Source organism: Streptomyces sp. ID05-26A, assembly GCF_033794685.1.
GTDB lineage: Bacteria > Actinomycetota > Actinomycetes > Mycobacteriales > Pseudonocardiaceae > Lentzea.
On sequence record NZ_JARAYZ010000006.1, the window covers coordinates 105,713 to 129,929 of the forward strand.

Here is a 24,217-nt window from a genome sequence, read left to right on the forward strand (position 1 = left end):
CGTTACCCCGACTGCGGCAACACGGATCGCAGGACGCACCAATCCGTTGCGCGACAAAGACGAACAGTTCGAGTTTGATCCTTTGTAGACAGACGAGCGCCTACACCTCGTCGCCGCGCAACGCGCCGTACCGCGCGGACAACTCCTCCAGCACGGGAGCCGCCGTGTCGTAGCACGCTCCGTCCAGCGAGGCGATGGCACGGACCCCGACCGCCGCGTTCGTGGCGAAGGCGACCGGGAAACGCCTCGCGTCCGCGAGGTCCACATCGGCTTCGGACGACTCCGCCACACCGAGCGCCTTCACCAGTTCCATCGTGACGCCGGGCAACTGGTCCCCTGCGGGCCACACCAGCCCGGCACCGTCGTGGAAACCGATGTTCCACGTCGCACCCTCGAGAACTCGCGAGCGTTCGTCCACGAACAGCGCGTCGTCGAAGCCTTCCCGCTGGACGAGGCGACGCTGCCTGATCGTCTCGAAGAGACCGACGTGCTTCGTCTCCGGCGCGTCGCGCCGATGGGCGACGGACCGCAGGCGCAGCGGCGGCGGCCGGTGCGCCGGAACGGGCCGGGTCGTGACGAGGACGCGCGGGTCCTGGTCGGCGCCCGGCCGAGCGAGGTCGAGGCCGGGCGCGTAAACCGTCACCCGCACCATCCGCGCCGTGTCGGCACGAGCACGGCGAACGAGAGCACGGACCCGGTCGAGGTCGAGCTCCACATCGAACAGCCGCTCGCAGTCAGCGGCCAGCCTCCCCAGGTGCGCCGGCAGCCCGCGCACCCGTCCTCCGGTCATCGACATCGTGGTGAAGTGCCCGTAGTTGGTCAGCGCGAGTGCGGCAACCTCCTCCGCTTCGGCAGGCCGCCCGTCGAGTTCGATCACGATCGCATTCCACCACACTCATCTCTAATCGCGGCGACACCCGTGACCGCAGTTGACGAAGGTCGCGCGCGACTCATCTCACGGATTGCACACCCGATTGCCCCTGATTAGTCCAGATGGGTTTCAGATCAGAGCTGGGTTTACCCGATTCCACGGCTCAGGTACTGTCCCTCAAGGTTGCTTGATCGAGTCCGAACACGATGGCCGGATGGGTCCCGGCCAGGACCGAGACACCGCCGTACCGGGGGGTACGTCAGGACGCTGTGGATGACTGGGGGTCCCACGATGACGAATGGTTCCTGACCGCAGCTTTTACCGGGACGGTTCCCGGTACTTTTACCGGAACAGCGTCAGGGTTCAGCAAAGAGCCCAGTTTTCGCTGGTAGAAGCCGTTTCCGAAGGCACTGTCCACGACGACCTGGCTGAACTCGCTCGCACGAGCGCATTCGACCGGGCAGCGTAATCCGATTGCCACCCGAGACCGTCCGATGGTAGGTCTCCGGTCATTTCGGACTCCCACGCGGGAATTCCGAAAATCCGCGATCGAGGTGCGCGTAATTCGGTGGACCGCCATCCGGTGACGACCTCGGCCCCACGGTGCCGAAGAAGACGTCAATGGCGACGTCAATCGCGTTCGAGTCGGGGCGAGCTCACGCCCCCGGTCGAGCGCGGCCAAGTCCTGTCCGCGAAAGAACGGGAAGACGGGAGGGTGCGTGTCCACAGCAGAACCACGACGCGGTATGTCCGTCGTAATTCCGGTCAAAGGCCGCGTGGCGCTGCTTCGCGCGCAACTGGCGTCGCTGCGCGTCGCCATGGACCGGAGTCCGGTGCCCGCCGAGGTGGTCGTCGTCGACGACTCGGACCCCGATGACGCGGCCGCCCACGAGGCGAACTGCCGCGAGTTCGGGGCCCGCTACGTGACGGGCCCGCGCCACGTCGGCGCGAAGCGCAACCTGGGCGTCGAGCGGGCCGGCTACGACCTGATCCTCTTCACCGACTCCGACTGCCGGGTGCCACCGGACGTGTTCGAACGGCACGTCGCGACGCTGCGCGGTGCGGACGCCTCCGTCGGCGGCGTCGCCGGCCCCACCTACGTCGAGCACGGCGACGCGCGGGCGAGCCGCATCATGCGCTGGTCGAAGCTGATCAACGACGACCTGGAGCGCCCGCGCCGGTGCGCGACGGTGACCTGGGCGACGACGACGAACCTCGCGGTGCGCCGCGAGGTGTTCGAAGAGGTCGGTGGGTTCCCCTCGGAAAGCCTCGACCACGTCGGCGGAGAGGACTGCGACCTCGGGCTGAAGATGTCCGACGCCGGGTACCGGATCGTGTGCGACCCGGACGTGGTCGTCGTGCACGACGAGGCCATTGTGGACTCTCTCGCCACCGCCGGGCGCAGGCTCTACGGTTACGGCCGCTCGGAACAGTGGGTGTGCAAGGTCCACCCGCGACACCGCAGGCCCGCGCTGAACGCCTGCACCGTCGTGGCGGGCGCGGCGGTGGCAGGACTCGCGCTGGCCTCGCGCACCGGGGGCAGGAGCCTGCTCGCGGCACCCGCCGCACTCGCACTGGTGGTGGGTCTGCGCGCCCGAGGGTTGCGCCCCGCCGGGCAGGACGCGCCCAGAAAGGACGTCCCCGGACAGGACACCCAGGGCGGGGACGGCAGTTCCGTCCGCGCCACCGCCGAACGCCTCGCGTGTGCGGCCGTCGACCTCATGTTCGACCTCGGCGGTTTCGTCGCCGCTCTCGAACTCCGCCGCCCCGGCATGGTGTTCACCGGACTCGCGCCCGCCGACGGCGATCCCGGCGCATCGAACCGTTCCCGCAGCCGCTCCTGACGAGAGGTCCGAGGCCACATGATCACGCGAGACCAGGTGACCGCGCTCATCGCCGAGTGCATGGCGATGCAGACGCCCGACGCCGCGATCGGGTACGACACCGGGATAGCCATCGACTCCTTCAGCTTCGTCTGGCTGCAGCACACGCTCGGGCAGCGCTTCGGCGTCGAACTCGAACCGCCCGGCGACGACGTCCTGGAGTCGTGGACCTCGGCTCGTTCCGTGCACCGCCACCTGGCCGAGATCAGCCCGGACCGCTTCGCCCCGGTGACCTGAGACCGGCGTCTCGGCACGTACCAGCTTTTCGCGCGAACAAGGGGGAGATCACGTGGAGCAGTGTCATGCCGTTTCCGGCGGTGACGCCCGGCCGGTCCGCACCGGGAGGAGTGCCGATGTCTGAGCACCCCGTGGCCACCGCACTGGATCCCGAGTTCGAGACCCTGCTGCGGCAGTGCCTGGACGGCCTGGTCACGCCGCAGACCCCGTTGCGCGAGGACACCGACCTCACGGCGTTCGGCATGGACTCGCTCATCGTCGTCCGGCTGCTGGTGACCGTCGAGGAGACGTTCCGGGTGACGTTGCCGGACGAGGCGATCTCCTTCGAGATCTTCTCCTCACCGGGCGCGCTCTGGAACCTCGTCGCCGGACTCCTGGAGGCTCGTGATGGCCGCTGAGACGCATACCGAGACGAACACCGAGGCGATCACCGGAACGACGGCCGGGACGACGGCCGACCTGCGGGCCGTCGTGGACCGGATCAGCCGGGTGCCGGACCGGTACCGGGTCTTCGACCGGGACGCGCACACCGCCCACAGGGTCTTCGGCCTCGGCGCCGACGTCCTGCCGGCGCTGCTCGACCTCGGATTCCCTTGCAGCGTGCGGAACGGGGAACGGTCGTTCGACGAGCTGGACCTCACGAACGCCTCGCTCGCGCTGCGCCTGCCCTCCCCCCGCTACTTCGCGATGCGGGGCTGGCCGCAGACGTTCCGATCGAGCACGGACAGCAGGCCGATCCGCTACGACGTCACGATCTCCGGTGCGTGCGGCTCCACCGAACCCGGCCACGGATGCGACTTCCGCGCGGCCGCGGGGCTGGGCCAGGAGGTCTCGGCCGGGCGGTTCGCGCTGCGGCGCGAGGTCGGTGGCTCCGCGGTCGCCGTGGAGGTGCCGGCGGCGCTGGAGCGGCTCTTCGGCGAGGTGTCGCGGCTCCACTTCCACGTCCTGCCCGTCGCGCTGTACCGGGACCTGGGGTTCCTCGAGGAGACCTCGCTCGCGAACTGCGACCTGGCGAGCCTGCACGTGGCACGGCGGGCGGAGCAGGAGGGCTGGGAGGCCCGGCGCAGCTTCGGGTTGCTGCTGTCGAGCCCGTACTCGGCCGAGCACTTCTGGCCCGAGGTCCGCCTCGACGGGGTCTGGACCGCGTTCGACCCGCACACGATCAACAGCCTCGTGCGGTGGCAGGTGCTGGCCCCCGGCGAGATCCCGCTCGCACAGCCGTTGAACGACGCCTTCCACCGCGTCGCCGGCGACTGGGTCGACCTGGTCCAGGACGCCGGACGTCCCGCACGGCTGTCCCTGCTCACCCGCAGGCAGCCGCTGGACGGCGCCGCGGGCCCCGCCGAAGGGACGTCGTCATGACCGAGCCCCGACAGGAACTCACGCTGTTCGGCACGTGCCCGCACTCGCTGCAGGAGCACGGCCCGGATTACCTGCGACAGCTGCGAACCGTCGCACGGTGGTACGACGACGCGGGCTACGAGGGTGTGCTCGCCTACACCGACAACAAGTCGGTCGACCCGTGGCTCGTGGCGCAGAGCATCATCGAGGCGACCACCCGGCTGGCGCCGCTGGTGGCGGTGCAGGCCGCGTACATGCACCCGTTCACGGCCGCGAAGCTCGTCGCCGACCTGGCCTACCTGCACCAGCGGCGGGTGCACCTCAACTTCGTCGCGGGCGGGTTCACCGGCGACCTGGAGGCGCTGGGCGCGAACCTGCCCCACGACGCCCGCTACGACCGCGCCGTCGAGTACGCGTCGATCATGGAGAAGCTCTTCTCCACCAACGATCCGGTGACCTTCGCGGGCGAGTACTACTCCGTCGCGGGGCTGCGGCTGAACACCCCGCTGCCCGCACACCTGCGTCCCGGCTTCATGATGTCCGGGTCCTCCCCCGCCGGAATGGCAGCCGCGAGAGCGCTCTCAGCCACCGGGATCGTGTACCCGCAACCACCGCACGAGCAGGCTCGGGCCGAACCCGGTCTGCGCCAGGGGATGCGGATCGGCGTGATCACCCGGCCGACCTCCGACGAGGCGTGGGACGTCGCCCTGACCCGCTTCCCACCCGACCGCACCGGGCAGTTCAAGCACCGGCTCGCCATGTCCCGCTCGGACTCCCAGTGGCACCAGCAGCTCTCGAACGCCGTCGACCGGGAGAACTCCTACTGGATGGGGCCCTTCAAGAACTACAAGACCTTCTGCCCGTACTTCGTCGGCGACTACGCCACGGTCGGGCGGGAGATCGGGCGGTACGTCGAACTCGGCTACACGACGTTCGTGCTCGACACCCCGGCGGAGGAGCAGGACGTCAAGCACGCCGCCGTCGCACTGGACATCGCTGGGAACCGTTCGAAGGGGTCGGCGTGAAAACCCTGCTCATCGACAACTACGACTCCTTCTCCCACAACCTCGCCCACTACCTCGGTGAGATCAGCGGGAACGAGCCCACGGTCATCCGCAACGACGAGCCGGGGTGGCGCGCGGAGCACCTCGACGGATTCGACAACGTCGTGATCTCCCCCGGCCCCGGCACGCCCGGCGTGCCCGCGGACTTCGGCATATGCCGCGAGGTCATCGCGGCAGGACGGATCCCGCTGCTCGGGGTGTGCCTGGGACACCAGGGCATCGCGATGCTCGGCGGCGGTTCCATCGCGCTCGCGCCGGAACCCCGGCACGGCCGCAAGTCCCCGGTCCTGCACGACGGCACCGGACTGTTCGCGGGCATCCCCTCGCCGCAGGAGGTCGTGCGCTACCACTCGTGGACCGTCGACCGGCTCTCGGACGACCTGGAAGCGATCGCGTGGACTCCGGACGGGATCCTGATGGCGTTGCGGCACCTGCACCGTCCACAGTGGGGGGTGCAGTTCCACCCCGAGTCCATCGAGACCGAGCACGGACACCGGCTGCTGGTGAACTTCGCGACGATGAGCGCCGAGTGGAACACCAGGGCCGGGCGGCGCACACGATCGGCCCGGCCGGCCGTCGAGCCCCGACCCGCCCCGCCGACGAGGTACCGGCTGCTGACCGAGGTACTCCCGGCCGAGGAATTCCCGGCGGCGTCCGACGCGGAGCAGGTCTACGAGACGCTGTTCCGGGACGAGCCCTTCGCGTTCTGGCTGGACAGCAGCCGCCACGATCGTCGGCTGGGCCGGTTCTCGATCATGGGTGCGGCCGACGGGCCGCTCGCGGAGGTCGTGACGGCCGACGTCGCCGAAGGCACCGTGACCGTGCGGTCGGGACACCGCACCCGCACCGAGGTCCGGCCGTTCCTCGACTGGTTGGACGAACGGCTGCGCGCCACCGAGGTCGTCGGCGGCGAGGACCTGCCGTTCGACTTCCACTGCGGCTGGGCCGGGTACCTCGGCTACGAGCTGAAGGCCCAGTGCGGCGGTCGGTTGCGGCACCGCTCCGAACACCCCGACGCCTCGTTGCTGTTCGTCGACCGGTGCGTGGTGTTCGACCACACCACGTCGACGACCTACCTGCTCGCGCTGCACACCGGAGACGAGAAGTCCGCGCGGTCGTGGCTCGCCACCACCCGGTCCCGGATCCTGGCAGGCGTTCCCCGTTCCCCCGCACCACCGCGGGAACGGATCGACGCGGAACTGTCGACACGCCACGACCGCGACACCTACCTCGACCTCATCGAGTCCTGCCAGCGCGCCATCGCCGCGGGCGAGAGTTACGAGATCTGCCTGACCAACATGATCGACGTGGAGTGCGCGCTCGACGTGTGGCCCGCCTACACCACGCTGCGGCGGGACAACCCCGCCCCGTTCGCGGCGCTGCTGCGCCTGGGCGAGGTGTCGGTGCTGAGCACCTCGCCGGAGCGGTTCCTGCGGGTGGACGGCCAGCGGCACGTGGAGGCACGGCCCATCAAGGGCACCCGGCCCCGGGGCAGGTCCGAGCAGGAGGACCAGGACCTGCGGCACGACCTCGCGTTCAGCGAGAAGGACCGGGCGGAGAACCTGATGATCGTCGACCTGCTGCGCAACGACCTCGCCCAGGTCGCGGTGATCGGGTCGGTGGCCGTGCCCGAACTGTTCGCGGTCGAGACCTTCGCGACCGTGCACCAGCTGACCAGCACCGTGACGGCCCGGCTGCGGCCCGATCGCAGCGCGGTCGACTGCGTGCGCGCCGCGTTCCCCGGCGGCTCGATGACCGGCGCTCCGAAGGTGCGGACGATGGAGATCATCGACCAGCTCGAGAACGGGCCGCGCGGGATCTACTCGGGTGCGATCGGGTACTTCTCGCTGTCGGGTGCCGTCGACCTGAGCATCGCGATCCGCACGCTCGTGGCGACACCAGGCCGGGTCGGCTACGGGGTGGGCGGCGCGATCGTGGCGCTGTCCGACCCGGCGGCGGAGTTCGAGGAGACGGCCGTGAAGGCCACCCCGCTGCTGTCCCTGCTCGACGCGCGGTTCCCGGAACGGGAAACCGCGAAGGCGGCCAGCGATGGCTGAGCCCACGACGTTCCCGGTGATGCTCCACGACTGGTTCGGCGACTCGGCGCGGCGGCACCCGGACCGGACCGCGCTCGAGGTCGGTGGTGTGGCGTACGGCTACCGCCGGCTCGCGGACATGGCGGAATCGCTTGCGGGGCAGGTGATGGCCGCGTCCGATCCCGTTCCCCGGCGGATCGCGCTGTTCGCCGAACGCAGCCTGCTCGCCTATGTCGGCTACCTCGCCGTGCAACGCCTCGGCAGCTCGGTCGTGCCGCTCAACCCCGCGTTCCCGGCCGCCAGGACGCGGTTCATGGTGGAGACCTCCGGTGCCGGTCTCGTGCTGGCCGATCCGGCGCTGGCCTCGCCCGAGGTCGGGGACACCGCGGTCCTGCCGATGGACGCCCACCTGCTCGCGCCGGGTCCGCCGGTGCCGCCGGTGGCCGACGACCCCGGCGCAGAGGCGTACCTGCTGTTCACCTCCGGCTCGACGGGCGCGCCCAAGGGAGTGCCCATCCGGCACGGCAACGTCTCCGCGTACCTGGGCGCGGTCTCGGGCCGGTACGGGATCGAGGCCGGTTCCCGGTGCTCGCAGTGCTTCGACCTGACGTTCGACCCGTCCGTGCTCGACCTGTTCGCCTGCTGGTCGGCGGGTGCCACGCTGGTGGTGCCGAGCCGCGACGACCTGCTGCGGCCCGCGCGGTTCATCGCGGACAACGCGCTCACGCACTGGTCGTCGGTGCCGTCGCTGATCAGCAACGCCCACGCCATCGGACGGCTGCGACCCGGCAGCCTGCCGACGTTGCGGCACAGCACGTTCTGCGGCGACCGCCTCACCTGGCAGCAGGCCCGCGCCTGGCGGGCGGCGGCACCCGGCGGCACGCTGCACAACCTCTACGGGCCGACCGAGCTCACCATCACGTGCACCGACTTCGTGCTGCCGGACGATCCCGGCGACTGGCCCGACGACCCGACCGGCGTGGTGCCGATCGGCAGGCCCTACGCCGGCCTCGAACACGCCGTGCTCGACGAGTCGGGACGGCCTGTCGAGGAGGGTGAGCTGTGCGTCCGGGGACCGTTGCGCTTCAGCGGTTACCTGGACCCGGAGGCGAACGGCGGCCGGTTCCACCCCGAGACCACCGACGCGGTCGTCGCACCGGAGCACTGGTACCGCACCGGTGACCGGGTGACCACGCGCGACGGGCAACTGGTCTTCCTCGGCCGGACCGACCACCAGGTGAAGATCAACGGCTACCGGATGGAACTCGGTGAGATCGAGGCGGCGCTGCGGTCGCTCGACGGCGTCACGGACGCCGTCGTCGTCGCCGCGCCCGACGGCGGCGGTGCGGTGGCCCTGCACGCCGTCTGCCTCGCCCCGGACGGCGACCCCGCCGTGCTGCGCGCCGGTCTCGGCCGCCGCCTGCCCGGCTACATGGTGCCGAAGCGGGTGCTCACCGTGGACGCGCTTCCCCTCACCGGCAACGGAAAGATCGACCGCCGGGCCGTGTCCGAGCTCGTCGGGACGGCCCTGGCCGGGAAGGCAGGCCATGACCACCGCGCGTGAACTCAGCGACCGCCTCTGCGGTTCCCCGTCGGCGGAGCCGGTGTGGATCGACGAACAGGCCACGTTCGACCGGGCCGCGTTGCACGCGGAAGTCGCACGCTGCCAAGGACTTCTCGTGGCCGCCGGGGTCCGGCCGGGTGACTGCGTGGCGCTGCAGCTCGTCCCCTGCGCCACGCTGTTCTCGTTGCTGCTGGCCCTCTGGCGGCACGGCGCCACCGCGATGCTGCTGGACCACCGGCTCACCGACGCCGAGACCGCCGCGCTGACCAGGCTGTGCACACCGGCCTTCCACGTCCGTGCCGGTGCCGCCGCGCACTTCACCGCGACGGCCGACCCGGCGATCGAGGCCGTGCCCGGCGCTCGGGAACTCCCGGGGACGGTCAGCCTGGTGCAGTTCACGTCCGGCTCGACCGGACAGTCCAAAGTGGTCGGACGTTCGGCCGCGTCGATCGACGCGGAACTCGACCGGTACGCGGCGATCGAGGACATGCCCGGCCGGGGCGACCGGCTCCTGCTGTTGTGCTCGCCCGTGCACACCTGGGGCCTGATCGGCGGTGTCCTGCACGGACTGGCGGCGGAACTTCCCGTGCTGCTGCCGTCCGCGCAGCACGGCGGGGCGCTCGCCCGCGCGATGACGACGCTCGACCCGACGGCGATCTTCGGTGTGACAACGCACTTCGACCTGCTGGGCAGCACGGCGGACCTCCCCCGGCTGCCCGGCCTGCGCGTCGCGGTCAGCGCGGGCATGGTCACCGCCCCGGACGTCGCGGCGCGGTTCGAACAGGCGACCGGGTGCCGCCTCGGCCAGGTGTACGGCCTGACCGAGGCGGGCGTGGTGACCGCCGACCTCACGGGCGCGCTGCCCGCGCCGTCGGTCGGGCGCCCCGCCCCCGGCGTCACCGTCCAGGTGGTGGACGGCGAGCTGCACATCCGGTTCTCCGACACCCCCTACCTCGTCGACGACGGCGTGGCACGGTTCGCCGGCGGCTGGCTGCGCACCTTCGACCGGGCGTCGATCGACGAGACGACCGGTGGGGTCAGCGTGCTGGGCCGGGCGGACTCGGTGGTCGCGATCGGCGGCATCAAGGTCGACCTGATGGAGGTCGAGCACGTGCTGCTGGAGCACCCCGATGTCACGCACGCGGTCGTGACGTTCGGCAACGTGATCGAAGCCCATGTCGCCGTCAGGGACGGCACCACCGACCGGGTTCTCGCGGCGTGGAGCCGGGAACGGCTCAACCCCACGAAGACCCCGAAGCGCTACTACCTGCACGACAGGCTCCCCGAAACTCCGACCGGAAAGGTCGTCCGTGACCGAGCACAGCTCCTCTCCGCTGCCCACCAGCTCTGACCAGTCGCTCAGCCTGGACGAACTCCGCGACGTGCTCGCCGGGTGCGAAGGCGTCGACCTGCCCGAGCCCGCCGACGACGACGCGTTGCTGCTGCTCGACTCCTACACCGCGATCTGGATCCAGCACGTGCTGGAGGAGAAGCACGGCGTCGTGGTCGAACTCAGCGGCAAGACGTCGGACATCGACTCCGTGCGGGCGCTGCACGCCTTCGTCAACCGCGAACCGGGAGTGGGACAGGGATGACCGAGGACGTCCACGTCAGCGGCTTCGGCGTGTTCAGCGCGTTCGGCTTCGGGCCGGACGCGCTGGCCGCGGGCGTCTTCACCGGCACGCCCGCGTTCGGCCCGGTGACGCGCTTCGACGTCTCCCGGTGCGGCACCGGTCAGGCGGCCACCTTCGACCAGGCCGACGACACCGCCGACGTCCTGGTCACCTGCGCCGGGCAGGCCGTCGAGATGGCCGGGTGGAGCCGCCCGGAGCAGCTGCCGCTCGTGCTCGCGACGAAGCTGCGTGCTCCTTCGGTGGCACCGGAGTCACCGGGCGGACTCACCGACCGGGTGGCCTCCCGGCTCGGCCTCGGCACGCCTCGGCGCACGTTCGTCAACGGGTGCTGCGCCGCCTCGAACGCGATCATCCACGGCGCCCAGATGGTGCGCACCGGTGTCGCACCGGCCGTGCTCGTCGGTGGCGCGTACCTGGTGGACCTGCACGCGTTCAGCCTCTTCGACTCCGCTCAGGCGCTGGCCGCCGACGGACGGCTGCGCCCGTTCGACCAGGACCGCCGGGGCGTGCTGCTCGGCGACGGCGGCGCGGTGCTGCTGCTGGAGTCGGGGACGAGCGTGCGCGCCCGCGGCGCACAGCCGTTGGCCCGGATGTCGGGCTGGGCGATGACCGACGACGCGTTCCACGTCGCCAAGCCCGATCCCCGGGGAGCCGGGGTGGCCGCCGCCGTCACGCAGGCACTGCGGCGGGGCGGCCTCGCCCCCGGCGACCTCACCTACGTCAACGCCCACGGCACCGGCACTCCGCTCAACGACACCGCAGAGGCCGCCGGTCTGCACCGGGCGCTCGGCCCGCAGGCGGAGAAGGTGTTCGTCAGCGGCACGAAGAGCACCACGGGCCACGCACTGGAAGCCGGCGGCGCGCTGGAACTGGTGATCACGTTGCAGGCGATGCGGTCCTCGGTGCTGCCTCCGACCGCCGGGCTGGACCGCCCCGACACCACCAACCCGTTGCGGCACGTCATCGCGCCCGAACAGGTGGACGTGCCCCACGCGATGACCCTCAACTCGTCGGTGGGCGGCGTGAACTCCGCGATCCTGCTGGCCAAGTCATGACGGCGCCGAAGAACGACCTCGGCGTCGTCGCCACCGCACTGGTGCACGCGGACACCGCTCCGCCGGCCCCCGCCGGCTTCTTCGGGTCGGACTTCGCGCCGCTGGTGCAGGCGGCCGTGCACGAGTGCCTGGGCGACCCCAGGTCGGCGCACCTGCTCACCGGCGCGGGCGACCGGACGGCGATCGTGCTCGGCTCGTGCCGGTTCGACACCACCAGCCTGGAACTGTCGGTCGACCAGGTGGCCGGTGGCCGGGTCAGTCCGATCCTCTTCTACCAGGTGCTGCCCACGGCGATCCTGGGTCACCTCGCGCGTGCCTACGGCATCACCGGCCCGGTCAGCTGCGTCGCCGCGACCGGTGACGCCCGCACCGAGGTGCTGGACACGGCCCGCCTGCTGCTGGCGGACGACTGCGCGGACCTCGTGCTCGGCGTCACGGTCGAACTGGATCCCGACCCGGCGAAGGCGTTCGCCCGCGCCGACCTGGTGCGGTCCGGCGAAAGGACTCAGACGTGACGACCTCCGAGCGCGGCGCCGGTTCTCGTGCCGGGGCGGTGAAAGGCGCTGTCGTGCGGGGCTCCTGGCTGGTGCGGAGCACCGCCGACGGGGTCACCGAGCCGACCACCTTCCGCCAGCACGAGCGGGACTGGGACCTGCTGCCGGGAGTGTTCGCGCCGACGTACTGCGCGTCGACCCGGTTCTTCACCGAGTCGCTGCCGTTCCCGGCCGGTGGCGCCTTCCTCGAAGTCGGCTCCGGTACCGGTGTGACCGCCGTGATGGCCGCGCTGCACGGCTGTGCCAGCGTGACCGCGATCGACGTGACCGAGGTGGCGGTGGCCAACACCGCGCTCAACGCCGCCCGGCACGGCCAGGCGGGCCGGGTCGACGCGCGGCGGGGTGACGTGTTCGACGGCCTCGCCGGAGGGCAGCGGTTCGACCTGATCTTCTGGAACTCCCCGTTCGTCGATCCCGGCGCCGCACGGCCCGTGACCGACGACCGGCGCGGACTGCTGGACCGGGCCGTGTTCGACCCGGGTTACCAGGCGCACCAACGCTATCTCGCGGGCGCGCGTGCCCTGCTGACCGAGTCCGGGCGGCTGTTGCTCGGGTTCAGCAGCCTCGGCGACCACGAGGCGTTGCGCACGATAGCGGCGGACGCCGGGTACCGGGTGGTCGTCCTGCGCACCTCGGGCGACCTGGTTCCCGGGATGGAGTACCAGCTGCTCGAACTCGTGCCCGTCCACGCGGACGACACCACCGAGAACGTCACCGAGGAGGACATCGCCGTGGGGACCACCTTCGTCCCGTCCGCCGTGCGCGAATCCGTCGCCGCCGACCCGGAAGTGGGCGGGGGCAACGCTTTCGACGTCGCGCTGCGGGTCAGCCCTGACGTGCACGCCCCCTACCTGCACAGCGAGGTGCCGGTGCGGGACGCGCGGGGCGTGGCGCGCACGAGCCTGAGCCTCGCTGGACTCGCCGACCTCGTGGGCGGGTGGAGTGCCTGGTACGCAAGGAAAGGCGTGGGACGCAGCGACCGGGTGGCGATCTACGTCCGGGACAGCGCGCACAACGTGATCCACTACCTGGCCCTGTGCCGGCTCGGGGCGATCGCGGTGCTGATCAACGGTGAGATGGCACCGGAGGTCGTGGTGGCCTACCTCCGCCGCACCACGCCCGTCGGTCTGCAGACCGACGACGTGCGACTCGCCCGGCTCGCCGCCGAGTGGGAACCGGACGGCGCCATCTGGGTGTCGTCGATCGACGACACCGTGCCGTCCGCCGACGCGCGGGTGCCGGGCGCGGTCCGGCACGCGCCCGGCGACCCGGTCCTGATCTGCCACACCTCGGGCACCACCGGCACTCCAAAGCCGGTCATCTGGGCGCACGCGCAGATGATGGAGGGGATCAGGGCGCACCTGACGCGGTTCCGCGACCACTCCCGGTCGTTGATCCTGTCCGCGCTGCCCCAGTCGCACGGCTCGGCGATCGGGTACGCCCTGCTCGCCATGCTGTCCGGGGTGCCGCTGGCGCTCATGGCCGATCGCGGGGGTGCGGCGGTCGCCGCCTCGGCGGGCCGGCACCGGGCGACGATCGTCGTCGGCTTCGCGGTCACGCTCGCCGAACTGGCGTTGCTGGAAGGGGACCTGCCCGATCTCGACCTGGTCGAACGCTGGGTCGGCGTGGGCGACGCCTCGCACCAGGCGCACGTCGCGAAGCTCGTCGGCCGGGGCCGGCACTGGGTGGGCACGAAGCCGCTGCCGGGGTCGATGTTCGTGGACGGTTTCGGTTCGTCGGAACTGGGCTGGGGCGGGGTGCTGGGGTCGATCACGATCCCCGGAGTCGTGTCGCGGCCCCGGTGCCTCGGCGTCGCGCAGCCGCACGCGGACATCGCCGTGCTGCGACCGGACGGGACGCCCGCGGCACCGGGCGAGGTCGGGATGCTCGGGGTGAAAGGCCTGACCGTGACACCGGGCTACTGGAACGACTCGGACCGCACCTACCGCAGCCTGCTCGCGGGCTACTGGCTCTCGGGGGACCTGGTCTTCCGAGACGAGGCGCACCGCTTCTACCACGTGGACCGCGCGGTCGACGCGATCCACACCACAAGCGGCACCGTGTACTCGGTGCTCGCGGAAGAGGTCCTGCTGTCCCACCTCCCGGAGATCACCGACTGCGTGGTGACGGCGGCGGACCGGGACGGCGAGGTCCACGCCGTGGCGCTGGTGCACCTGCGCGACGGCCACGACACGAGCGGCATGCTGGCGCGGGCCAACGACGCGCTGGCCGGGCAGGGCCTGCCGCCGCTCACCGAGATCACGGCGCAGGACCAGGAGTCGGTCCCCGTCGGAGTCACCGGCAAGGTGCTCAAACGCAGACTCCGCCAGGAACACGGATCCCCTGTTCCCGGCACGTGAGAACCATCTAGTCGCACTGTTGATCTGGACGAGGAAATTGCCCGATAACGGCCATGACGGCTCCACGCGAAGCCGACCAGGAGGAAGTGATGTCGCACGCTCAGGTCCGAGGCTCGACAGCCCGGAACCGCGACGACGAGAGGGTGTCGTGAACCAGGCTCCCGCAGCCCCGAGGCGGCTGGTCATCCCCTCGCTCGTCGGGTACGCCTTCGCCCAGGCACCGGTCCTGGCCACGCTGACGACGGTCACGGCCGTCCTGGCGGGCGCGGCGCCGGTGGGCATCACGATCGCGATCGGTGAGCTCGTCGACGGCCTCACGGCCGCCGTCGGGCACGGCGTCGACACCCCGGCCGCACGGGACTGCTACCGCTGGGTCGCGGTCATCGTGGGCCTCTTCCTGCTCACCCACCTCGCCGAGTCGGCGCGCACGGCTCTCGGCCGGGCGCTCGGCAGGAGGGTCACCGGCAGGCTCGGTGAGCGCGTGATGACGGCGGTGTCCGAACCGGCGACCATCGGGCACCTGGAGGACTCCGCCTACCGGGACAGACTCCGGCTGGCACGGGGTTCGGGCACCATCGACATGCCCGCGGGGGAGGCGCTGTTCGGCTTCTCCACCAGGTCTTCGCTGTGGGTCAGCGCCATCGGCTCGGCGGCGCTGCTCACCCAGGTCACCTGGGGCGTGGGCCTGGTCGTGTTCGCGGTGTTCGTGCTGATCCACGTGCGGCTGGCCCGCAACTACCGGATCGCCGTGGTCGAGAGCATCAACCAGACGAAGAAGCTGCGCCGCACGTCCTACCTCAGGGACGTGCCGACGACACCGGGTGCGGCCCGCGAGGTGCGCCTTTTCGGTCTGTCGTCGTACTTCCGCGACGCCTACCACGCGGAGTGGCTCACGAACATGAAGGAGGTCTGGCGCCGGCGGCGGGACCACGACCTGTTCGTCGTGGTGGTCGTCGTCGTCACCGGCATCACCGTCGCGTCGGTGTTCTACTACCTGGCGCACCGGGCCGCGACCGGCGGCACGACCGTCGGTGACCTCGCGATCGGCGGTCTCGCCATCCGGGCGTTGCTGCAGATCCTGCGCGCGGACGACGACGACCTGCGGATGGGTTTCGGCGCGAAGGCGGCGGCCGAGTCGTTCGCCTTCCCGGACGTCACTCCCCGCGCCGAGGACCCGGCGCGGCCGTGGCCCAGTCCCGTGACCACGTTCTCCTGCGAGGACCTGCGCTACCGCTACCCCGGCGCGTCCGCCGAGGTCCTGCACGGCATCGACCTCGAGATCCCGGCGGGGCAGTCGCTCGCGATCGTCGGTCTCAACGGCGCGGGCAAGACGACGCTCGCCCGGTTGCTCGCCGGACTGGACGCGCCCGGCTCGGGTGTGGTGCGGGCCGGGGACACCGAGGTCTGCGACGACAACCGGCGGCTGTGGCAGAGCCAGGTGGTCGCCGTCTTCCAGGACTTCAGCCGCTACGAGCTGACGTTGCGCGACAACATCACGTTCGGGTCGCTCGCCCACTCCGGCGACGACGACGGGTTGCGCGCCGTCGCAGGACAGGCGGGGCTGCTGAAGTTCGTCGAAGGACTCCCCCGAGGCTGGGACACGGTGATGTCCAGCGCGTACGCCGGCGGTGTGGACGCCTCCGGTGGCGAGTGGCAGCGCATCGCCATCGCCAGGGCGTTGTTCAAGCTCCGGCACGGCGCCCAGTTGCTGATCATGGACGAGCCCGCCGCGAGCCTCGACGCCCGCTCCGAGGCCCAGTTGTACGACACCTTCCACGAGCTCACCGCGGGTGCCACGACGATCGCCATCTCCCACCGCTTCGCGACCGTGCGCAAGGCCGAACGGGTGGTCGTGCTCGACCAGGGGCAGATCATCGAGGACGGCAGCCACGACGAGCTCATCACCGCCAACGGCCGGTACGCGGAGCTGTTCCGCCTGCAGGCCAAGCGTTTCGAGGAGGCGGCATCGTGATCGACGCCGTGAAGTTCGCACTCAGGACCGCCCCCCGCGTGGACCGCGTCCGGTCCGTGGTCGTGGTGGCGGTGGCTTTGCTCGAACAGGCCACCGGCATCGGGCTCGCCGTGGTGCTGGGCCTGTTCAGCGAGATGGCGCTGCGGGGCTCGACCAGCGGCCTGCTGCCGCTCGCGCTGGGTCTCGTGGTGTTCGTGATGCTCACCCAGGGCACGTTCATCGCCGGGTACTTCACCCGGCTGCGCCTGCAGGAGGAGATCCAGGACGAGGTCGACCGCCGGTTCGTCGACGTGGTCGGCACGACGCCGACGCTGGAGGTGCACGAGCGGTCGAGCCGGTCGGACAAGGCGGCGATCGTGCGGAGCGCGCGGGGTGAGATCGGGCCGGGCTTCGACCGCCTGATGTGGCTCGGTGGCGCCGCGCTGGCGCTGATCGCCTCGGCGGCGCTGATGGCGTCGGTCGTCCCGGTGCTCGCCGTGTTGCCGTTGTTCGCCGTGCCGACGGTGCTCGCCACCCAGGCGGCGGACAAGCGGCGCGGGAAGGCCGTGGAGCGGGCCATGCCCCGCACCCGGCTGGCCGATCACCTGTACTCGCTCGCCACGACGGCCGCACCCGGCCGCGAGACCCGGTTGTTCGGGCTCGCGGGCGAACTGCGGCGCAGGCACCGCGAGGAGTGGGACGCGGCGGGCAGGGAGATCGCGGTCGCGGACCGGCGGGCTCAGGTCCCGGTGGTGCTGGCGTGGCTGTTCTTCGTGCTGGCGTACGCGACGGCGATCTTCCTCATGGTGCGGGCGGGTCTGTCCGGTGAGGCCTCGCTGGGCCTCGTCGTGACGGCCGTCGCCGTCAGCAGCCAGATCACCGGCCAGGTGCAGAGTCTGCTGAGCCTGACTTACTGGACGCTGGAGTCACTGCGGGCCACCACGGCGTTCCTCGACGTGGTGCGCGACGCCGAGGAGGAACGGGCGGTGGTCGAGCCGGTGTCCCCGGTGGCGGTGCCCGCCCGGCTGACCGACGGGATCAGGCTGGAGAAGCTGGGTTTCCAGTACTGGAACCGGGACCGGCCGACGTTGCACGACATCGACCTGCACCTGCCCTCGGGCGCGGTGGTGGCTCTGGTGGGCGAGAACGGAGCCGGGAAGTCGACGTTCGTGAAGCTGCTCAGCGGCCTGTACACGCCGACCACCGGCCGCGTCCTGGTGGATGGGACGGATCTCACGAAGTTCGCGCCGCAGGACTGGCGCGCGGCCATCACCGCGGCCTTCCAGGACCCCGTCCACATCGAGATGACCTTGCAGGACACCGTGGGGCTGGGTCTGCTCGAAAGCGGCGGCGACCGGGAGCGGGTGCTGGAGGCGTTGCGGACGGCCGGCGGTGAACGACTGCTCGCCTCCCTGCCGGACGGTCTCGGCACGCGGCTGGGCCGGGAGTCGTGGGACGGCGAGGGACTGTCCGGCGGGCAGTGGCAGACCGTCGCGAACGCCAGGGCGTCGATGCGGCGGACCCCGTTGCTGCGGGTGCTCGACGAACCCTCGTCGAGTCTCGACGCGCAGGCCGAGGAGTGGCTGTTCCAGCAGTACGCCGGGCTGAGCCGGGAGGACGGCGGCGTGACCGTGCTCGTCACGCACCGGCTCACGACCGCGCAGGCGGCCGACCTGATCGTGGTGCTGGACGGCGGCAAGGTCGTCGAGGTCGGCACCCACGACGTGCTCAGCCAGGCCGATGGCCTCTACGCGGAACTGTTCCACCTGCAGGCGCGGTACTTCGTCTGATCCGGCACGTGGCGTCACGACAGGGGGAAGCGTTGTGCGAGAAGAAGTGGTGAGAACCGGGCCGTTGCAGTCGGGTCTCGCGCAGCTGGAGTGGCTGTCCTACCGCACCGGCGGCCGGGGACTGCTCCCGAACCTGTCGTGGCCCGTCGGCGTTCCCGGCACACTGTCCACAAAGGACGTCATTGACGCGGTCAACGACCTGCTGGCCCGTCATGAGGCGTTGCGCACCACCTACGACGAGGACGACGACGGGTCGCCACGTCAGCGGGTGCACGACCACCGGATCACGGAGTTGCCACTGGTGGGCGACGACGAACGGTCCCGGCTCGAGTTCGTCGACGCGCCGTTCGACGTCGAAGCCGCTCCCCCGATCCGCTTCGGCCGCCACGCGAACGGCGACCTGGTCTTCGCCATCGCGCACATCGCGATCGACGGGCTGGGCGCGTGGGTGTTCTTCAACGACCTCGTCGAACTGCTCGCGGCACGGGCGGAGCACCGGGCACCCGGCTTGGATCCCGTTGTGCCGCAACCGATCGACCAGGCACAGCACGAGCGGGCGGACGGCAGGGCGAAGGTCGAGTCCGCGCTGCGCCACTGGACGTCGGCGTTGCGGGACTTCCCGGCGACAGTGGTTCCGGTGAGCCGGGGCAGGCCGGGGGCGGACGTCGCGCGGGCGTACCTCGAGTCGCCGGCCGCGAGCGCCGCGCTGGCCCGCCTGCACACCACGCTGAGCGCGACGCCGTCCTCGATCCTGACGGCGGCCGCGTACACGGCACTGGCGATCCAGTTCTCCCGTCAGCGGCTGGGGATGAACCTGACGTGGTCGTTCCGGGAGTACCCGGCCACCCGCGAGGTGGTGGCCGCGGTGTTCAGGGACATGCCGCTGGTCGTCGACCTGTCCGGGCGGCCGTCGTTCACCGACGTGATGCGGCGGCTGCGCAGGGCGGTGCTGCTGGCCGGCCGGCAGATGGCCTTCGACGTGCTGGAGTTCCACGAGTGCGCGGGACGCGCCGAGGCAGGGCGGGGCAGTTTCCTGCCCGGTCCCGAGGTGGTCAACTGCACGTTCGACGGTGTGGAACTCGAACCGGCGCGACCGGGGGTGGACCCGAGGGACCTCCTGTCCCGGTCCCGGCTGACCCTCGAACGCACGAACCACTTCGCGGACGTGTGCAACCTGTACGTCAGCGCCTACCCCGTGGACGCCCGCCTGCTGATCGAGGCACGGGTCGACTCGGCCGTGCCGGGGGCGGACGACGTGGCGGGGCTCGTCCGGCTGATCGAGGCGATCCTGGTGCAGGCCTGCGCTCGCGGGGACCTCACGTTCGACGAGGCCGAGGCCCTGGCGACCGACCCGTGGCGGCCGGGCCCCCGGTGGTCGGCGATCGACGACGTCTGGGTGGACCTGGACTTCCTCGCCCACCGGCTGCGGGAGCACCCCGGGGTGCGGCACGCCGACGTCCGCGAGGAGGACGGCCGGGTCACCGCGCACGTCGACGCGGACCTCGAACCGTGGGAACTGCGGGACTTCCTGCTGTCGACGGACAACGGCCGCAACGCCGTGGTGAGCCCGCCGCTGTTCGCGGTCAGCCGGGCGGACGGGTCCGTTGTCACCGGTTCGGGCGTGGACCGGCCGGAGGTGGAGCCGGTGGACGCGGCCGGGCACGCGCTGCGGGACGCGGTCGCCAAGGCCAACGGCCTGACCGGTCCGACGATGGCGGGCACCTACCTGACGAACGGCGGACGGCTGCATCTCGTCCCCCGCGTGCTGGCGCTGCTCCTGGACTGCGGGTTCGAAGGCCTCGAGGTCGCGGACTTCCGCCGTCCCGCGAGCCTGCTCGTGCTCGCCGGGAGGCTGCGGCAGCGTTCCTGATCCCTGCTTCTGACCTGGTGGAACCGATCGTGAGGGAAGAGATCGATGTCTGATCGTGTGATGTGGCTGAACGGGGCGTGCGTTCCCTGGGAGGACGCGCGGGTCCACGTCTGGGACGAACTGGCGCTGCGCGGGGCGAACGTGTTCGAGGGCATCACGGCGTTCTGGAACGCCGGGGAGCAGCGGCACGACGTGCTGGCCGGGGACGCCCATCTCGACCGGCTCTACGGTTCGGCGCGGGAGGCCGACGTCCCCGCGTACCTGGACAGGCAGCAACTGTGGGCGGCGCTCGCCGAGGTCGCGGCCCAACTGGGCGGCTCCGACGTGTACCTGCGGCCGACGTTCTACGCCAAGCGCGGCCGGTCGACGCTCTCGCCCGACAGCGAGGGAGGCGCCTACATCGGCGGCTTCCCGTTCCGGCCGGCCACGCCCGACCGCGTCCGGGCGATCGTGAGCGCGCACCGGCGGTTCGGCGGCCCCATCGGGGCGGGGGCCAAGTCGGGGGGTTCCTACCTGGACTTCCGGGTGTACGAACGAGAGCGGGTCGAGCACGGCGTCGAGCACGTCTTCTTCCTCAACGACCGCGACCAGGTCGCGGAAGCCGACGGCGCCGCGATCCTGCTGGTGCGCGACGGGAGCGTCGTCACGCCGTCGGTCGACTCCGGCGTGCTCGACTCGATCACCAAGCGGATCGTGCTGGGCCTGGCCCGCGCACGCGGCCTCGTGGTCGAGGAGCGGCCCGTGTCGCGCGAGGAACTGCACGAGGCACAGGTGGTGCTGGCGGGAACGCTCATGGGACTGCGACTCGTGGACGAGGTGGACGGCCGCACCCCTCCCGACGCGACCGGGGCAGCCGACGCGGCGGCGCTGATCAGTGAGTACGACCTGTTGTGCCGGGGCGGGCACCCGCTCGCGTCCGCCTACCTCGTCCCGTTGCGGTGAGGGCGGCGTGCTCCAGATCAGCAGCAGGACCGAGCACACGAACCCCTGGTTCACGGTGGAGCACCGCGAGTACGAGACGGAACGAGGCGCACGCCACCCGTACTTCGTGGTCTGCCGTTCCGACTCGGTGATGGTGGTGCCCCGCCAGGGCGAGCACTACGTCCTGGTCGAACTGACGCGGCCGGTACTGGGCGGGTTGCGGAGCCTGGAGTTCCCGTGCGGCGGCACGGCGGACGGTGAAACCCCCGAGGAGGCCGCTCGGCGGGAAGCGCGCGAGGAGGCGGGACTGGAGCTGACCGGGGTCCGGCACCTGGGCACGTTCGCCGAGAGCAACGGTTTCGCGACGTCGTCCTGCCACGTGTTCGTGGCCGACGTGGCCGGCACCGTCGCGGCCGACCGGGACGTGTTCGAAGCCGATCTGGCCGTCCACCGCTACACCTGGGCGCAGCTGGGGCAACTGGTGGCGGCGGGCGGCATCGGGGACTCCTCGACGCTGGCCGCGCTGGCCTTGATGGGAGCGTCCGGGGATGGCGGTTGATCCTGTGGAGGTCGTCGTCGCGCTCGCCACCGAGATCAGGGTCAGCCTGCGCACGGGGGACCTGACGGCGAAGGCGTCGAACAGCCAGGACCGGACACTGCTCGCCGGGCTGGGTCCGCTGCGGTCGGCGACCCGCCACGGCGAGGCGGCCGTGCTGCTGGAGACCGTGTCGGGCGAGACCTGGCTGGTGCGGCTGTCACCGACCTCGGGGCTCGTCGCGACGGTCGAACCCGCCACGGTCGAACCCGCGACGGTCGAACCCGCGACGGTCGAACCCGCTGCGGCAGAACTCGCTGCGGCAGAACCCATCGCGATCGCCCCCACCACGGTCACCCCCACCGGGGCACCGCCCCACGGGATCACCCCGCCCCAGCAGCGGGGAGGCGAGCGATGCGCGACGGTGACGTGATCGTGGCGGGCGCGGGCATGGCGGGGTTGCTGACCGCGCTGGACCTCGCGCGCCGGGGCGCACGCGTCGTGCTCGTCGAGCCGTCACGGGCGGGCTCGGGGCAGTCCGGGCAGTCGCACGGCTACCTGCACCGCGGGTACGCGTACGGACCGGACGAGCCGCTGCTGCCCACGTTGCTCGGCCGCGCGCACGAACACTGGAAGGAACTGCTCGCGCGGATCCCGCCGGTGACGGACAGCTCCACCATCGCGTTCTCCGACCCGGCGGCGGTGCGCCGGGCCGAACGGTACTGGCGGAACTCCGGTCTGCGGGTGCGGCCGCGCACCGTTCCGGCGTGGCTCGCCGGAACGCCGGCCTGTTTCCGCAGCAGCGAACCCACCTATGACGTGGGTGACGTCCTGCGCGGGCTCGCGGCGCAGGCCTGCGCGGCGGGGGTCGAGACGTGGCCGGGCACCGTCGGGCGGGTCGAGGAGGACGGTGCGGGCGTCCGTGCCACCGTCGTCGGACCGGACGGCCGCACGGCGGTCGTGCGGGCCGAATCGGCTGTTCTCGCGGCGGGCGCGGGCACGCCCGCTCTGCTCGCCCGGTCCGGTCTGCCCGCCGTGGTGCAGCTCCGGAGGGCGTTCATGCTCGTGCTGCGCGGCCACCTGCCCGCGGTGAGCGTGCTGTTCCCGGGACGGGAGGAGCACGGGTTGTTCCTCGCGAGCAGGCTCGGCGACGACGGGCGGGCGACGTGGCTGGTGTCGGACTTCCAGTCGTTCGACAGCGGTGGCGCCACGGGTCACCTCGCGGGCTGGTGGGCGCGCCGGGTGTTGCTCACGTTGAGCCGGGTGATCGACGCGGCGACGCTGGCCCGCGTCCACACCGTCTCCGGCTATCCGGCGACGAAGTCGGGGCTGGCGCCCAGCAGCGGCACCGTGGCGCACGAGTTCGGCGTGGAACTGCTCGGCGGCCGGGCCGTCGTCGCGGGCCCGGCCAAGCTCACCCTGGCGCCGCTGGCCGCGCTCCGGGCGGTGCAGACCGTCGCGGCGCGCCTCGGCATGTGCCGCGACCACGACGACTGGGAGCCGATCGCGCCCGTGCCCCGGAACCGGTCGCCGGTCAGGGAGACCTGGGAGGACCCGGCCGCCGCGCTCGACCGCCCCGACCTGCTGGGCGAGCTTCCCGGCATCGACGCGCTCAACGCGTTGTACCAGCGGTGAATCCGCGCACCGACACCCACAGGAGCTCGAATGGCCGACCGCCCCACCCCCTACGCGTTGATCGCCACGGACCTCGACGGCACCCTGCTGCGTTCCGACGGCACCGTGGGTCCCCGCACCAGGAACGCGCTGTCCTCGGCCGCCGGGCGGGGCGTGCGGCACGTCGTCGTCACCGGCCGCTCGGCCGCGTGGACGAGGCCGGTGCTCGCCTCGCTGGGCTATCGGGGCCTGGCCGTCTGCGGCCAGGGCGGACAGGTGTACGACGCCGACGCGGACCGCGAGCTGACCGCGTCCGAACTCGACCGGGACGTGGCCCGCGAGGCACTGGCCGCGATCGAGGCCGAGACCGGACCGCTCGCGCTGGCCGTCGACCAGGCCGGGCTGGACGGACCGGTGCTCGCGGGCCCCGGCTACCGTCCCGACCCGCTCGACGGCCTCCCGACTTCTCCCGCCGACGACGCCGGGCTGTGGGCGAAGCCGCTGCGCAAGGTCTACGTGCAGCACCCCGCCCTCGACGAGGATTCGTTGCACGCGGTGGCGGACCGGCTCGCCGGTCACCTGGTGACCACCACCAAGGCAGGACCGGGTGAGATCGAGATCCTGCCGCTGGGTCTGTCGAAGGTCACCGGTCTCGCGTACGCGGCCGGACTGCTCGGCCTGGCCGCCGCCGACACGATCGCCTTCGGCGACATGCCCAACGACGCGTCGATGCTCGTGTGGGCGGGACACGCGGTGGCGATGGGCAACGCGCACCCCGAACTCAAGGCGGTCGCCGACGAGGTGGCACCGGGCAACGACGACGAGGGGGTCGCGGTCGTTCTCGACCGGGTCTTCGGCGCCCCCTGACATCGCGGGCGCCGCCGACGCAACGCTGTCGCGGCCTGCGGGGACTTCCCGGTGTGAGGACCACTGCGGA

Annotated in this window: 21 protein-coding genes; 20 read left to right on the forward strand and 1 reads right to left on the reverse strand. The window is 71.6% G+C overall.

Annotated features, from left to right (window positions below):
- Positions 1-100 precede the first annotated feature (100 nt).
- A complete protein-coding gene (locus PV646_RS37925) occupies positions 101-877 on the reverse strand; it encodes an aminotransferase class IV (RefSeq protein WP_500347178.1) in 777 nt (258 codons plus the stop codon).
- A 740-nt stretch (positions 878-1,617) separates the two neighbouring features.
- On the opposite strand from PV646_RS37925, the gene PV646_RS37930 reads away from it, so the two are divergent.
- The 20 genes from PV646_RS37930 (at position 1,618) to PV646_RS38025 (ending at position 24,147) form a co-directional block, all read left to right on the forward strand.
- Positions 1,618-2,715, forward strand: coding sequence for a glycosyltransferase family 2 protein (locus PV646_RS37930; RefSeq protein WP_500347180.1), 1,098 nt, complete (start codon positions 1,618-1,620; stop codon positions 2,713-2,715).
- Between the two features lie 18 nt (positions 2,716-2,733).
- Complete coding sequence (locus tag PV646_RS37935; protein ID WP_500347182.1) at positions 2,734-2,991, forward strand: hypothetical protein; 258 nt, start codon at positions 2,734-2,736, stop codon at positions 2,989-2,991.
- 116 nt (positions 2,992-3,107) lie between these two features.
- Positions 3,108-3,389 (forward strand): acyl carrier protein, encoded by a 282-nt coding sequence (locus tag PV646_RS37940; RefSeq protein WP_500347184.1) that lies wholly within the window; start codon positions 3,108-3,110, stop codon positions 3,387-3,389.
- On the forward strand, positions 3,379-4,353 hold the full coding sequence (locus PV646_RS37945; protein WP_500347186.1) for a hypothetical protein: 975 nt from the start codon (positions 3,379-3,381) through the stop codon (positions 4,351-4,353). Before PV646_RS37940 ends, PV646_RS37945 begins: the two co-directional genes overlap by 11 nt.
- Positions 4,350-5,357, forward strand: a complete 1,008-nt coding sequence (locus tag PV646_RS37950) for an LLM class flavin-dependent oxidoreductase (RefSeq protein ID WP_500347188.1) — start codon at positions 4,350-4,352, stop codon at positions 5,355-5,357. The genes PV646_RS37945 and PV646_RS37950 overlap by 4 nt, the downstream gene beginning before the upstream one ends.
- A complete protein-coding gene (gene pabB, locus PV646_RS37955; protein ID WP_500347190.1) occupies positions 5,354-7,453 on the forward strand; it encodes an aminodeoxychorismate synthase component I in 2,100 nt (699 codons plus the stop codon). Before PV646_RS37950 ends, pabB begins: the two co-directional genes overlap by 4 nt.
- Entirely contained in the window at positions 7,446-8,996 is a 1,551-nt protein-coding gene (locus PV646_RS37960; RefSeq protein ID WP_500347191.1) for an amino acid adenylation domain-containing protein, read from the forward strand. The genes pabB and PV646_RS37960 overlap by 8 nt, the downstream gene beginning before the upstream one ends.
- Positions 8,980-10,347, forward strand: coding sequence for a class I adenylate-forming enzyme family protein (locus tag PV646_RS37965; protein ID WP_500347193.1), 1,368 nt, complete (start codon positions 8,980-8,982; stop codon positions 10,345-10,347). The genes PV646_RS37960 and PV646_RS37965 overlap by 17 nt, the downstream gene beginning before the upstream one ends.
- Positions 10,307-10,591, forward strand: a complete 285-nt coding sequence (locus tag PV646_RS37970) for a hypothetical protein (protein WP_500347195.1) — start codon at positions 10,307-10,309, stop codon at positions 10,589-10,591. Before PV646_RS37965 ends, PV646_RS37970 begins: the two co-directional genes overlap by 41 nt.
- Entirely contained in the window at positions 10,588-11,685 is a 1,098-nt protein-coding gene (locus PV646_RS37975) for a beta-ketoacyl-[acyl-carrier-protein] synthase family protein (RefSeq protein ID WP_500347197.1), read from the forward strand. Before PV646_RS37970 ends, PV646_RS37975 begins: the two co-directional genes overlap by 4 nt.
- Positions 11,682-12,200 (forward strand): beta-ketoacyl synthase N-terminal-like domain-containing protein, encoded by a 519-nt coding sequence (locus PV646_RS37980; RefSeq protein ID WP_500347199.1) that lies wholly within the window; start codon positions 11,682-11,684, stop codon positions 12,198-12,200. Before PV646_RS37975 ends, PV646_RS37980 begins: the two co-directional genes overlap by 4 nt.
- The gene (locus tag PV646_RS37985; protein ID WP_500347200.1) at positions 12,197-14,599 is read left to right on the forward strand and encodes an AMP-binding protein; all 2,403 of its coding nucleotides are present in this window, start codon (positions 12,197-12,199) and stop codon (positions 14,597-14,599) included. Before PV646_RS37980 ends, PV646_RS37985 begins: the two co-directional genes overlap by 4 nt.
- Before the next feature lie 148 nt (positions 14,600-14,747).
- The gene (locus tag PV646_RS37990; protein ID WP_500347201.1) at positions 14,748-16,571 is read left to right on the forward strand and encodes an ABC transporter ATP-binding protein; all 1,824 of its coding nucleotides are present in this window, start codon (positions 14,748-14,750) and stop codon (positions 16,569-16,571) included.
- Entirely contained in the window at positions 16,568-18,340 is a 1,773-nt protein-coding gene (locus tag PV646_RS37995; protein WP_500347203.1) for an ABC transporter ATP-binding protein, read from the forward strand. Before PV646_RS37990 ends, PV646_RS37995 begins: the two co-directional genes overlap by 4 nt.
- A gap of 49 nt (positions 18,341-18,389) precedes the next feature.
- Entirely contained in the window at positions 18,390-20,210 is a 1,821-nt protein-coding gene (locus PV646_RS38000) for a condensation domain-containing protein (protein ID WP_500347204.1), read from the forward strand.
- Positions 20,211-20,255: 45 nt separating this feature from the next.
- The gene (locus tag PV646_RS38005; protein WP_500347206.1) at positions 20,256-21,152 is read left to right on the forward strand and encodes an aminotransferase class IV; all 897 of its coding nucleotides are present in this window, start codon (positions 20,256-20,258) and stop codon (positions 21,150-21,152) included.
- Positions 21,153-21,159: 7 nt separating this feature from the next.
- Positions 21,160-21,690, forward strand: a complete 531-nt coding sequence (locus PV646_RS38010; RefSeq protein ID WP_500347207.1) for an NUDIX domain-containing protein — start codon at positions 21,160-21,162, stop codon at positions 21,688-21,690.
- On the forward strand, positions 21,680-22,099 hold the full coding sequence (locus PV646_RS38015; RefSeq protein ID WP_500347209.1) for a hypothetical protein: 420 nt from the start codon (positions 21,680-21,682) through the stop codon (positions 22,097-22,099). The genes PV646_RS38010 and PV646_RS38015 overlap by 11 nt, the downstream gene beginning before the upstream one ends.
- Positions 22,081-23,301 carry an NAD(P)/FAD-dependent oxidoreductase gene (locus PV646_RS38020; protein WP_500347210.1) on the forward strand — a complete coding sequence of 407 codons (1,221 nt, stop codon included), beginning with the start codon at positions 22,081-22,083 and terminating at the stop codon, positions 23,299-23,301. The genes PV646_RS38015 and PV646_RS38020 overlap by 19 nt, the downstream gene beginning before the upstream one ends.
- Positions 23,302-23,331: 30 nt before the next feature.
- Positions 23,332-24,147, forward strand: coding sequence for an HAD family hydrolase (locus PV646_RS38025; protein WP_500347212.1), 816 nt, complete (start codon positions 23,332-23,334; stop codon positions 24,145-24,147).
- Positions 24,148-24,217 lie beyond the last annotated feature (70 nt).

Coding starts and splice junctions, on each gene's coding strand:
- PV646_RS37930 (WP_500347180.1), top strand. CDS start 1,618: ATGTCCGTCGTAATTCCGGTCAAAGGCCGCGTGGCGCTGCTTCGCGCG.
- PV646_RS37935 (WP_500347182.1), top strand. CDS start 2,734: ATGATCACGCGAGACCAGGTGACCGCGCTCATCGCCGAGTGCATGGCG.
- PV646_RS37940 (WP_500347184.1), top strand. CDS start 3,108: ATGTCTGAGCACCCCGTGGCCACCGCACTGGATCCCGAGTTCGAGACC.
- PV646_RS37945 (WP_500347186.1), top strand. CDS start 3,379: ATGGCCGCTGAGACGCATACCGAGACGAACACCGAGGCGATCACCGGA.
- PV646_RS37950 (WP_500347188.1), top strand. CDS start 4,350: ATGACCGAGCCCCGACAGGAACTCACGCTGTTCGGCACGTGCCCGCAC.
- PV646_RS37960 (WP_500347191.1), top strand. CDS start 7,446: ATGGCTGAGCCCACGACGTTCCCGGTGATGCTCCACGACTGGTTCGGC.
- PV646_RS37965 (WP_500347193.1), top strand. CDS start 8,980: ATGACCACCGCGCGTGAACTCAGCGACCGCCTCTGCGGTTCCCCGTCG.
- PV646_RS37975 (WP_500347197.1), top strand. CDS start 10,588: ATGACCGAGGACGTCCACGTCAGCGGCTTCGGCGTGTTCAGCGCGTTC.
- PV646_RS37980 (WP_500347199.1), top strand. CDS start 11,682: ATGACGGCGCCGAAGAACGACCTCGGCGTCGTCGCCACCGCACTGGTG.
- PV646_RS38005 (WP_500347206.1), top strand. CDS start 20,256: ATGTCTGATCGTGTGATGTGGCTGAACGGGGCGTGCGTTCCCTGGGAG.
- PV646_RS38015 (WP_500347209.1), top strand. CDS start 21,680: ATGGCGGTTGATCCTGTGGAGGTCGTCGTCGCGCTCGCCACCGAGATC.
- PV646_RS38020 (WP_500347210.1), top strand. CDS start 22,081: ATGCGCGACGGTGACGTGATCGTGGCGGGCGCGGGCATGGCGGGGTTG.
- PV646_RS38025 (WP_500347212.1), top strand. CDS start 23,332: ATGGCCGACCGCCCCACCCCCTACGCGTTGATCGCCACGGACCTCGAC.